We start from the raw sequence: 11,277 nt of genomic DNA, 5'->3' as shown, positions 1-11,277 counted from the left end.
AACGGGGTTTTATCCACCAAAAAAGAGGCGACCTCAGACCTGCATTAACAGGATGAACAGTTTAATGCATCATTAAACCGCTAGACCCCATTTTCATTCATTGCGGTGTCTGACAGGACATGGGGTTTCGTATTGATTGTTGCTCTTGACACAAAGAAAAAACAGGCAGTAGGGTTTTTTCGATTGATTTCTTTTTTTTATCTAGAAATGAAGAATTTTTCATTAGGAAAAGAGCACGAAATCATACAAGTCAAGGAATTCCTTCATATTCGAAAAGCCACAATCTTTGCGAAAACAGCCTTGTTAAATATCTCTAAGTTAAACCCTTTGAAAAGAGGCGGATTTTATCATATTAGCTTGTCCTCCATCATAGAAATGTACTGTAGTGATTGAAATCTGAATATGGAGGCATCAAGCATGAATAATCTAAAACCAGTTCTAGTAATAGTTACTCTCATTTTACTTGTAACGCTTATAGTACCGGCTCTTCTCGTTTTACCGTTTTCCTCATCTGATGAAAAGGGGGAGCTTGATGAAAAAATCTCTTCAAAGATAAACTCCCTAAGCTCATTGAATGACTCCATGGAGATTTCTGTCTATCGTACGCAAAAAGACGTCGTGGAATCACTGCCAATTGAACAATATGTCATCGGAGTTGTTTCAGGTGAAATGCCTGCGGACTTCGAAAGCGAAGCACTTAAGGCACAGGCTCTTGCGGCAAGAACGTATATAGTCCAGCAACTCACCAATTCGGATAAAACAGGACTACCAGAAGGCGCTGATGTAACGGATACGGTTAACCATCAAGTGTATAAGAATCAAGCTGAACTTAAGCTGCAATGGGGAAAAGACTTTCAGTGGAAAATCGATAAAATAACCCAAGCCGTTGCAGACACGAAAGGACAAATTATTACTTATAATGAAGTGCCAATAACGGCTACGTTTTTTTCAACCAGTAATGGTCAGACGGAAAATTCAGAAGCCTACTGGGCAGAAGAAATCCCTTATTTACGCAGTGTAGAAAGTCCTTGGGATACACAATCTCCGAAATTCGAATCACAGAAAATTATCACCCTCGCTGATTTTCAACAAAAGCTTGGCATTAAGCTTCCTGGAGACGGTTCGGTCGGGGTAATTACGTCGCGAACTCCTGGGGATCGAGTCGGTATCGTCAAAATAGGGGACAATGAGTTTACCGGAAGAGAAGTCCGCGACAAATTAGGATTAAACTCATCTGATTTTACTTGGGTAAGAAAAAGCGACCACATCGTGATTAACACCAAAGGGTATGGGCACGGAGTTGGCATGAGCCAATACGGAGCAAATGGGATGGCGAAGGAAGGCAAGTCGTATGAAGACATCGTTCTTCACTATTACCACGATGTGCAGATCGTTTCAGCCGATAATCTATTGACCGCCTATGTCTCACAAAACTAAACAAAAGGGTTGGCTTAGAGGCCAGCCCTTTTGTTATGGAAGGAAAATTTTAAAACATAGAAAAATAACTTCGATTGATCCACCAGGTTACCTGATGGATCATTTGCTCGTTCCGACTCCTTCATAGGCAGAAATAATCTTTATTTGACAGACCTTTTATAAAATGAGGATCTGGTGATAATCCAGAAACAAACGGCAACCCCCGTTATATCCTTCACAAAGTCTATCACCGTTGCAGATCGAGCTGGAATGAAGGATTGATGAATTTCATCAGTCAAGCCATAAAATCCAGCCAAAAGGGCAAAAATAATATTGGTACGAGCCGTAAACTTCCCCTGTACCCACAACGCTCCTACAAAGAGAACATATAATAGGGCGAACTCCACTAAGTGAAGCGATTCTTTTATGAAGCGATCCAATCCCCGGTCTGGTAGGGCCATGACGGCTGTATCAGGAAGACTAGACATCACCCAGATAGCCACCATATATATGAGGGGCAAGACTGTAACAAGCCATTTGACAAACCCTTTCACCGTATGTACCTCCATTAAAAATGTTTGTTTCATTATATCACATCGATTTTTCTCCTGATAAGAAAGGTTGTTTTCGTATACATTGTGGCTATTTCAACTGATTTTTGACTGTATCCTCCAATTCACTGTTGAATTCTATCAAAAACAGACGAAATGATGCCCGAAACAAAGCTATATCTTAGATAATAAACTGATACGAAAAGCAACATTCTTTGCGAAAGCAGCCATAAGAAAAGATGTTATCGTGTTTTATTACTCCTGATTGATTCCTAACGAATGAATGATATCATTCGAAATAAAAAGTAAGACATACCTCGAGTCATCCTTACAGCCTTTTTTTGTGTCAAGAGCAGAGGGACCAAGTCAAGACGTCATCACCATTTGAAATTCATGCGTTCCTACCCTTAAAAGGCCAATTTTCTCAAAGAATATTGCTTTCGAAGTCGGATTTATTCTTGTTTAAGAATAGGATCGTGAAATCTTTTCGTATACATTAATGCTATTGCCTCTAACTTTAGAGGCAATCCTCTATTTTGCTGTTGATTCCCACTAAAAATTGAAGAAGAGATACCCTAAAAAAGCGACAAACTTTGTAAAAACAGCTCTACATAAAGACCTTTAAAAAGAAAAATGTATAAGAATGGTCCGCATGTTAAATGCTAAGAAGTAAAAAAATTTCATAAAAAGGTATATATTTTTCAAAATCTGTTCAGACTGATTGCTGAGGTGATGAAAATGAGAGAGGAAGAAAAGAATCGATCTTCTCAACAATCTAGATTTCAAGCGTTCTTTAAAAAGCGCTGGGCGTATCCGGCAATTTATCTTGCGAGTGCTGCTATCATAATTACAGCTATTCTATGGTATCAGTCGGCTGGGGATGAGCTTACAGGAGAGCCACAAGACTTTGGTTATGTAGAAAATGGTGCGGTTGGACAGAAGAAGTATGATGACCCTGCAGTTCCAGTCAACGCTCTACAAGAAATGTTCCAAATGCCGGTCAAAGACCCCAATAAGGTCGTCATTGAAAAGCAGTTCTATGATCCAGAGGCATCAGCAGAAGAGCAAGAAGCCGCTTTAGTATTCTTTGAAAATACGTTTTATGAAAACACAGGAATCGACATTTCGATGAAAGGTGAAGAATTTGACGTATTAGCTGCAATGAGCGGAACAGTCACTGCAGTTGAAGAAGATCCTTTACTAGGGCATTACATTATTATGGAGCATAGTGACGGTGTAGCAACACGATACCAATCCGTTAAGGCTCCGGTCGTATCTGTAGGAGATAGCGTAAACCAAGGGGACACACTCGGCAAAGCTGGACAAAGTAAATTTAATGAAGAAGCTGGCGTTCATGTTCACTTTGAAATCCGTAAAGATAGCGTAGCGCTGAATCCAATAGAATTCTTTGATAAACCACTTTCGGCCATTAAAGAACAACCAGGCGACGAGGGTGAAAATAACGAAGGTCAACATTACAACTATCCAGAACATGAAGAATTTAATGATCAACAAGATTCAGATGATGGCGACTCAGCAGATGATGCTGATGGTGCTGATTCTGATGAAGATGACAACTAATCTTTTGACAAAAGCAGCTTACGATTGATGTAAGCTGCTTTTTGCTTTAATCGGAGCAGTATTACGCTGTCTGTTAGCAGCAATTGCAGAAAGAATCGTGTTAACTTTTTCTTTAGTTCAAAAGTAAGACAGTAAACGGAAATCCGCTAAAATTGTAATTGGAACAATTTTTACATAGAAGAGAATAAGTTCAGAAGAAAAGTTTCCGAGGAAATCCGACAACAATGAAATCATACGCGTAAAATGATCACAGTGAATTTTCCCAATAAAATAAGAGAAAAAGAGAAAAGTTATTATTTCAAAATAGGTTTCCTTACAAATTCCATGAAAAAGAGACAGTATCCAACGAGTTGACCTTGTATAAATTCTAGATAATAATGATAAGAATTACCTTAAGGACGTCTAGAAAAAAATAATGATAGAAAGGAAATGATGAGATGAGCATGGCACTTGTATTCTTTTTGATTATGGGTTTCAGTTTAATCCTTGCCTTAAAGAAAAAGAGTTCTTCATATGTAACTGTACCATTATTTTCCTTATCACTCTATATAATAGTTGGATTTTTCTGAAAAAAATACGCTATCCCTTGTCCTTATTGAGTTTTTGTGCATATATCCTTAACCAAGCTAATAGACTGTTACAAACCTGACAAAAAAAGAGAGTGGTTGAGGTGAGGAATCGTTTTGCTCCAAGGGTTCATTGGCGATATTCCAGTTTATATGCAGTAATCAAAGAGCTCATATTTCGAGCTTTCTACCGCAAATCAAAAAGAAGCGTTCTGTAGGTGAGAACTTCACTTGCTTTCCATTTTCTTGTACCTGAGGTAATAGGCTTCTTCTGCGGTACTTTACAGTATCCGTATAGAGAGACGAGTCTCATTTCACACTCCTCATCCAATTTAGGGAGGCGAGTAGTGTGCACGATTACATCAAAGAGAGGACAGTCAAGATTGGAAATTATATCGTGGAGACGAAAAAAACGGTACGCGTCATTGCCAAAGAATTTGGCGTTTCCAAAAGTACCGTTCATAAAGACTTAACAGAACGTCTACCAGAAATCAACCCAGATTTAGCAAATGAAGTGAAGGAAATACTTGACTATCATAAATCTATTAGACATTTACGAGGTGGAGAAGCAACAAAGCAAAAATACAAAAAAGAAGAAATTGAAAGTTCAGCAAAATAGGGAATGGGGGAAGGGGAGAGAAACCTTCCTTTTTTGATGTTCTCTAAAGATTCATTTTTCAAGGCTGTTTTCACATATTTTGTTGCTATTGGCACAAAGAAAAAACAGGCAGTAAGGTCTTTTCGACTGATTTCTTACTTTTTATCTAGAAATGGAGAAGTTTTCATGAGGAAAAGAGCACAAAGTCATACAAATCAGGGGATATATTCCTATTCGAAAAGCCACAATCTTTGCGAAAACAGCCTATTTCAAAGACTCGTCTTCTTTGTAGGGATCAATTGAACTGTAACTAAAAGGATTTAGAGAACCCTTCGTCTGCCAATCCTCGTCGGATGCAAGTTGTCGATCAGCAGGCGCCTTCCGCGTTTTCAATCCGAAAATCTTCTATGGTCAATATCTTTCTTACTAAGTCTTAATGGAAAAAACATGATATATTTTTTGACAAACTACCATATTTTTCGACAGGAATATGATAAAATGTGAAGATGATATACACTAAACAAGTTTGTTTGATCAGTGCTGTTTTCGCAAAGAGTGTTGCATTTCGAGCCAGTCTATAAACTGTTAGATAGCTTTGTTCCGAGCATCTTTTCGTCCAATTTGATGATTAGTAACAACAAAAGAAAAATTTAATCTAAAATAGCAATAATGTATACGAAAAGAGTCTTGATCAGTGAAACCTGACCATTCATAACGAATAGATAAACCGTAGTTTAACGAGCGGAAGGAGTAGAATTAACGATGTTTGCGAAAGATATCGGAATTGACTTAGGAACAGCAAATGTTCTAATTCACGTAAAAGGGCAAGGAATTGTATTAAATGAGCCGTCTGTTGTGGCCATTGATGTAAACACGAAAAAAGTATTAGCAGTGGGCGAAGAGGCTCGCCGGATGGTGGGAAGAACACCAGGTAATATTAAAGCGATGCGACCGATGAAAGATGGTGTGATTGCCGATTTTGATATTACGGAAGCAATGCTGCGTTATTTTATCAATAAAGTAAACGTTAAAGGTATGATCTCTAAACCGCGCATCCTTATTTGCTGCCCGACTGGGATTACGAAAGTAGAAGAAAAAGCGATCATCCAAGCAGCCCAAAAGAGCGGTGGAAAGAAAGTCTATCTTCAAGAAGAACCAAAGGTAGCGGCAATTGGGGCCGGAATGGATATTATCCAACCGAGCGGTCATATGGTCATTGATATAGGTGGAGGAACGACCGACGTGGCAGTTCTCTCAATGAACCAAATCGTAACCTCTCAGTCAGTCAAAATGGCGGGAGATAAATTTGATTCTGATATCTTAAATTATATTAAGAAACAATATAAGCTGTTAATTGGTGTGAGAACCGCAGAGGATATCAAAATTCAAGTCGGTACAGTATCCCCAGAAACTCGTAACGAAGAAATGTCCATCCGTGGGCGCGATCTAGTATCAGGGTTGCCACGTACAATTACAGTACATTCAGCTGAGATTGAGAGCGCACTTAGAGAGTCCGTTTCTGTCATCGTGCAAGCAGCGAAAAACGTACTCGAACATACACCACCTGAATTGTCTGCTGATATTATCGATCGCGGCATTATCCTTACCGGCGGAGGTGCTCTTTTGCACGGAATTGATCACTTATTAGCGGAAGAACTAAAAGTACCTGTGTTAGTCGCTGAAAATCCAATGAACTGTGTAGCCATTGGAACAGGCATAATGCTTGAAAACATGGGACGTATGCCAAGTAAACAACTATTATAAGATTTTCACAGCGACGAATTACCCCAATACTCACAAAATGCAAAAAATAGGACATACTATTAAGAAGCGACGCAAGTAAAAATAACCTCTAGCCATGTGAATTACTTCCCACGGCTGAACAAGAAAAAAGACGAGAATTCTCGTCTTTTTTTAAGCTGTTTTTGCAAACATAATTGCATTACGATAAAATATTTTCCCTCTTTTTCTATAATATCGTGGACTTGGCTGGTGAAGTCGTGCACAAAGCGGAAAGTTGTGCATAAATCGAAAAAGTGTTTTTTCGATCTAGCTCCAAACAATTTCCTTAGCACATATTCTCCATTTTACAAATATTACTATTAATTTTGTGGGAAAAAGTCGAATATCTAATACTTTTATTCATGCTTTTCTTTTATAATAAAGAAAGAGAAGAAATCGGATATCAATGAAAGTAGTGGTGATCATCATGTTTCGTGGTTTTTATACAGTAGCGTCTGGGATGCTTGCTCATCAACGCAAAACAGAAATGCTTTCTAATAATTTAGCCAATGCCAATACTCCAGGATACAAATCAGATCAATCGGCTATGAGGGCTTTTCCTGAAATGCTACTTCAACGGATGAGTGCTGACCAGCTTCCGACTGAAAATGGCTTGCGTATTCCAGGAGCTAATTCATTGAAAACAGGACTAAATACGGGCGTTTATATGCAAGAGGCTATTCCTTTGTATTTGCAAGGAGATATAAGGCAGACGAATAAATCAACGGATCTTGCGCTTGTTGACCAAGGCCCAGGTATGTCACTCTTTACAGTTCAACTTCCAGATGGCGGGATCAACTACACGCGGAACGGGAATTTTTCTCTCGATCATGATGGAAATCTAGTGACTGGCGGAGGACTCTTTGTTTTAGATGAAAAGGGTGAGAAAATTACGCTCCAATCAGAGGAATTTACTGTTTTGGCGAATGGAACTATTACGCAAAACAATACAGAAGTTGCGAAGCTTGGAATTTCCTACGCTGAAAACCCACTTATTTTGAAAAAAGAAGGTGGCGGCATTTATAGTATCGAAGAAAATAATCTCCCCCAAGCCACTGAAAATGCCTCAGTGCAACAAGGGTTTCTAGAAGGCTCTAACGTAGACGAGGGTCGAACGATGACCGATATGCTGAGCGCTTACCGAGCCTTTGAAGCAAATCAAAAAGTATTGCAAGCCTATGATCGAAGCATGGAAAAGGCAGTGAATGAAGTAGGACGCGTAAACTAAAGGGGGGATAAGTAGTGAATCGAACGATGATTACGGCAACGAATACGTTAAATCAGCTCCAAAAACAGATGGATATCATCTCGAATAATGTAGCCAATGTGGATACAAATGGCTTCAAACGAAGAGATGCGTCTTTTACAGAGTTACTCTCACAGCAGTTTGCAACGCAGGCGAACCTCTCCCAAGAAGCGGGTAGACACACCCCTGTTGGTGTTCGGCAAGGCACAGGGGCAAAATTAGGAGCAGTGCAACTAGTTCTCACTCAAGGAGCGTTGCAAAACACCGGACGAGAATTAGACTTTTCATTTTCTCAGAAAAATCAATTTTTGAAAATACTATCGCAAGTAAATGGGGAAGAGGAAATAGCTTATACTCGAAACGGAGCACTCTACTTATCACCCTCAGGTGGAGAAATGCTTTTAGTTGACGCAAACGGAAATCCAGTGTTAAATCAAAATGATGAGATTATTTCTCTTCCTAGTGACAGTACCTCATTCGTTTTAGAGGACGGAGGAAGACTGACGGTAGAAACCCCAAGAGGTGAAGAAATAATTGAACTTGGGGTAGTCGCGGTACAACAGCCACAATATTTAGAGCAAAAAGGAAATAATTTATATGGTTTGCCAACTACACTTGAAGTGAATCAAGACAAAGTTCTAACTGATTTAATCGGTGCACAACGAGAGAGCATCGGGTTACAACAGGGATTCCTTGAGAAGTCTAATGTCGATTTATCGAAGGAAATGACTGATTTGATTACCGTTCAGCGTTCATTCCAATTTCAAACAAAATCAATATCCATTGCTGACCAAATGATGGGACTCGTGAATGGTATTCGTTAAAAGGAGACAAGAACGATGACAGAGAAAAATATCAAACAAAAAGCGACAACACGAGAAGAGCTGAAAGAGAATAAGAAGCCCAAAAAATCCGTCCGTATTCGCTTAATTCCAATTTGGCTACGGGTAATTATTGTTACACTTTTAGTCACCGCTAGTCTTGCGGGTGGGCTAATGGTCGGGTATGGTTATTTGGGTGATGGAAAACCAACCGACGTTTTCCATAAATCCACTTGGACACATATCGGAGAAATCGTAACTAGTGATAAGCAAGAGGATATTTAAGAAAAGCACAAGGAACCTGAAGGTAGAATTTTAATATTCCTACCTAAGAAAGCTTTTTTTCATTTGCCAATTTTTTAGAAAGTTGTTTTCGCAAAGATTATGGCTTTTCGAATAAGGACATACCCCTTGATTTGTATAAGTTCGTTCTCTTTTTCTAATGAAAATTTCTCCACTTATAGATAAAAAGTAAGAAATCAGTCGAAAAAACCTTACTGCCTGTTTTTTCTTTGTGCTAGGAGCAACAAAGTTTACGAAATGAGCCTTTTGAAAAAAAAACTTTCGAATTAGATACTTCCACCATCAACTAAATCCTATAGCAACAATGTAAACGACAAGAGTCCTGAATAATGTCGCTTATTGCATCTTTTTTTGTTTTCTACGAAAATTACGGTAAACTAAAAGTAAGATGTCATTTTTCTTGATTACTTCTGACACGCATGAAGAACGATACATAGCTGATTAATAGGCATCCATTTGCAAAAAACGCACCAAAATATAGGAGGTTCCCCATGTTAGATATTCAACAAATAAAAGAAATTATTCCTCATCGTTATCCTTTTTTACTAGTGGATCGAATTACAGAAATCGAAGAAGGCGTAAAAGCGATCGGTTTAAAAAATGTAACCGCGAATGAAGAGTTTTTCAATGGACATTTTCCTGAGTATCCTGTGATGCCAGGTGTGCTGATTGTTGAAGCATTGGCTCAAGTTGGCGCAGTAGCGATGCTGAAAAAAGAGGAAAACAAAGGAAGACTCGCGTTTTTCACAGGTATTGATAACTGCCGATTTAAACGTCAAGTTAAACCAGGCGATCAACTACGTCTAGAAGTCGAAATGGTTCGTGTTCGAGGTAGTATCGGCAAAGGAAAAGGTATTGCAACGGTAGATGGAGAGCTTGTTTGTGAAACAGAAATCATGTTTGCGCTTGGAGAAAAACAAGCATAATCTGTTCTTAATATAAGGATATCCCACGTTTCAGACAATACGAAAAGATTTCCTGAAGTCTGCATATACGCTGTTGTATGAACTGCTTAGTCGACCAACACCCCATACCAATACGTCCAAATGTAAAAAGCTATGCTTTTTACATTTTTTTTATGCAATTCTTGAAGCGTTTTGGGAAAGCTAACAAAAGACCACTACACTGGTCGAGATAATAAGCAGATCGAAAGGAGATAATACAATATGAATAAAAAGTTATGGTCCATCTTAGGTGCTTCTGCACTAGCTGCAATGCTAATGATAGGGTGTGGAACTGATCAAGAACCGCCACCTGAAGATGATACGTTAATCGAAGAAGATCTTGATCTCAATGAAGAAGTTGATGATTTTGGGGATCAAGAATTGAACGAAGATACGAATGTTGAAGACGGAATGGACTTAGATCCAGCTCAAGACAAAAATACGCCAGAAGAAGAAATTCTGGAAGACCCGAAAGATATGGAAGACGAAGATCGTAAAGACGAATAGCAGCAACTAAGGCGGGGAATTCCTCGCCTTAGTTTTTTTTTCTGCTCGAATAATATAGCGCTCTTTCGTGGAAGACAGAGCTGCAAAAGGGTAGCAGGTAGATAAAGTGAGCATTTCATTTGGACTAGTTGGCAACGTGACACTGAGGTCATCTTCCTTAACAATGAACGTCTCTATAATCACATACTCGAATGTTCCGCTCGTCATTTCTACCAATAATGTATCTCCTATCGATAATTTGCCTAAACCTTTAAAAACCGTATCACGATGTCCCGCTAAAAAAATATTATCTTGTTGTCCGGGCAATTTAGTTGAGGATAAATGTCCAACACCTTTTTCTAAATCGATTTCATCGGTTCCCTCAACGATTGGAAGTTCTTTGTTTAAAACAGGAAGTTTTAGAAGGCCCACGATAGCCCCTTGAGTAAACTGGTATCTAGGAATGGGGTTCTCTTCATCCGCAAGCTGTTTCGTTTTAGACGAGAACTCAGCCTTCGATAAGGAATGTTTAGCTTCTTCAAGTGCGGCATTCGTTTGTTGATGTTGCGATAAAATAGAAAACAGGGCATAAAGAAAGAAACATGCTCCAAGAAAACAGAGAACAAGACCACTCCATCGCAACATGTTAAGCTTTCTCCTCTCTTTTATAGCGCATTAATCTAGTAAACTGCATAAATTCTCTCTTTGTTAATCCACTCCTAACAGCATCAGAAAGCAAAGATAACCACACTTTGTCTAAATAATTTCCCTCATGAACTTCTTCTGTTTTTATGAATTCATCGATTGGTATCCTTAGCGCATCAGCTATTTGTTTAAGGATCTTTAGCGAAGGGTTTTTTTGAAGTCCTCTCTCAATCGAACTAATATAGGATTTAGAAACGTTTGCATTTAATGATAGCTCATTGATGGAGATTCCTCGCTCTTCTCTTATTTCTCTGATTTTTTCTCCAATCATAAAATAA

Annotated in this window: 12 protein-coding genes; 9 read left to right on the top strand and 3 right to left on the bottom strand. The window is 38.8% G+C overall.

Features of this window, described 5'->3' with window-relative positions:
* The first annotated feature begins 417 nt into the window (after positions 1-417).
* A complete protein-coding gene (gene spoIID, locus U8D43_RS10865) occupies positions 418-1,437 on the top strand; it encodes a stage II sporulation protein D (RefSeq protein ID WP_335871202.1) in 1,020 nt (339 codons plus the stop codon).
* Between the two features lie 140 nt (positions 1,438-1,577).
* On the opposite strand, the gene U8D43_RS10860 is transcribed toward spoIID, so the two are convergent.
* Positions 1,578-1,970, bottom strand: coding sequence for a VanZ family protein (locus U8D43_RS10860; protein ID WP_335871201.1), 393 nt, complete (start codon positions 1,968-1,970; stop codon positions 1,578-1,580).
* Between the two features lie 735 nt (positions 1,971-2,705).
* Between U8D43_RS10860 and spoIIQ the strand changes: the two genes are divergently transcribed.
* The 8 genes from spoIIQ (at position 2,706) to U8D43_RS10820 (ending at position 10,315) form a co-directional block, all read left to right on the top strand.
* The gene (spoIIQ, locus tag U8D43_RS10855) at positions 2,706-3,548 is read left to right on the top strand and encodes a stage II sporulation protein SpoIIQ (protein ID WP_335871200.1); all 843 of its coding nucleotides are present in this window, start codon (positions 2,706-2,708) and stop codon (positions 3,546-3,548) included.
* A gap of 915 nt (positions 3,549-4,463) precedes the next feature.
* A complete protein-coding gene (gene spoIIID, locus U8D43_RS10850) occupies positions 4,464-4,733 on the top strand; it encodes a sporulation transcriptional regulator SpoIIID (protein WP_335871199.1) in 270 nt (89 codons plus the stop codon).
* Positions 4,734-5,474: 741 nt separating this feature from the next.
* Positions 5,475-6,476: a rod shape-determining protein gene (locus U8D43_RS10845; RefSeq protein ID WP_335871198.1), complete on the top strand. Its 1,002-nt coding sequence runs from the start codon at positions 5,475-5,477 to the stop codon at positions 6,474-6,476.
* A gap of 445 nt (positions 6,477-6,921) precedes the next feature.
* On the top strand, positions 6,922-7,722 hold the full coding sequence (locus U8D43_RS10840; protein ID WP_335871197.1) for a flagellar hook-basal body protein: 801 nt from the start codon (positions 6,922-6,924) through the stop codon (positions 7,720-7,722).
* A gap of 14 nt (positions 7,723-7,736) precedes the next feature.
* Positions 7,737-8,564 carry a flagellar hook-basal body protein gene (locus U8D43_RS10835; protein WP_335871196.1) on the top strand — a complete coding sequence of 276 codons (828 nt, stop codon included), beginning with the start codon at positions 7,737-7,739 and terminating at the stop codon, positions 8,562-8,564.
* Between the two features lie 15 nt (positions 8,565-8,579).
* A complete protein-coding gene (locus U8D43_RS10830; RefSeq protein ID WP_335871195.1) occupies positions 8,580-8,846 on the top strand; it encodes a DNA-directed RNA polymerase subunit beta in 267 nt (88 codons plus the stop codon).
* A gap of 509 nt (positions 8,847-9,355) precedes the next feature.
* Positions 9,356-9,790, top strand: a complete 435-nt coding sequence (gene fabZ / locus U8D43_RS10825; RefSeq protein WP_335871194.1) for a 3-hydroxyacyl-ACP dehydratase FabZ — start codon at positions 9,356-9,358, stop codon at positions 9,788-9,790.
* A 240-nt stretch (positions 9,791-10,030) separates the two neighbouring features.
* Positions 10,031-10,315 carry a hypothetical protein gene (locus U8D43_RS10820; protein WP_335871193.1) on the top strand — a complete coding sequence of 95 codons (285 nt, stop codon included), beginning with the start codon at positions 10,031-10,033 and terminating at the stop codon, positions 10,313-10,315.
* A gap of 6 nt (positions 10,316-10,321) precedes the next feature.
* On the opposite strand, the gene srtD is transcribed toward U8D43_RS10820, so the two are convergent.
* Positions 10,322-10,939: a class D sortase, LPxTATN-specific gene (gene srtD / locus U8D43_RS10815; protein WP_335871192.1), complete on the bottom strand. Its 618-nt coding sequence runs from the start codon at positions 10,937-10,939 to the stop codon at positions 10,322-10,324.
* Between the two features lies 1 nt (position 10,940).
* Positions 10,941-11,270: a helix-turn-helix domain-containing protein gene (locus U8D43_RS10810; protein ID WP_335871191.1), complete on the bottom strand. Its 330-nt coding sequence runs from the start codon at positions 11,268-11,270 to the stop codon at positions 10,941-10,943.
* Between the last annotated feature and the right edge of the window lie 7 nt (positions 11,271-11,277).

This window comes from Bacillus sp. 2205SS5-2, from assembly GCF_037024155.1.
Classification (GTDB): Bacteria; Bacillota; Bacilli; order Bacillales; family Bacillaceae_K; genus Bacillus_CI.
This window is presented reverse-complemented; position numbering and strand designations above follow the sequence as displayed.

Bases quoted from the DNA above. Each gene is read 5' to 3' on its own strand.
- srtD (WP_335871192.1), bottom strand. From the start codon at position 10,939: ATGTTGCGATGGAGTGGTCTTGTTCTCTGTTTTCTTGGAGCATGTTTC.
- U8D43_RS10845 (WP_335871198.1), top strand. From the start codon at position 5,475: ATGTTTGCGAAAGATATCGGAATTGACTTAGGAACAGCAAATGTTCTA.
- U8D43_RS10820 (WP_335871193.1), top strand. From the start codon at position 10,031: ATGAATAAAAAGTTATGGTCCATCTTAGGTGCTTCTGCACTAGCTGCA.
- U8D43_RS10830 (WP_335871195.1), top strand. From the start codon at position 8,580: ATGACAGAGAAAAATATCAAACAAAAAGCGACAACACGAGAAGAGCTG.
- fabZ (WP_335871194.1), top strand. From the start codon at position 9,356: ATGTTAGATATTCAACAAATAAAAGAAATTATTCCTCATCGTTATCCT.
- U8D43_RS10840 (WP_335871197.1), top strand. From the start codon at position 6,922: ATGTTTCGTGGTTTTTATACAGTAGCGTCTGGGATGCTTGCTCATCAA.
- spoIID (WP_335871202.1), top strand. From the start codon at position 418: ATGAATAATCTAAAACCAGTTCTAGTAATAGTTACTCTCATTTTACTT.
- U8D43_RS10810 (WP_335871191.1), bottom strand. From the start codon at position 11,270: ATGATTGGAGAAAAAATCAGAGAAATAAGAGAAGAGCGAGGAATCTCC.
- spoIIQ (WP_335871200.1), top strand. From the start codon at position 2,706: ATGAGAGAGGAAGAAAAGAATCGATCTTCTCAACAATCTAGATTTCAA.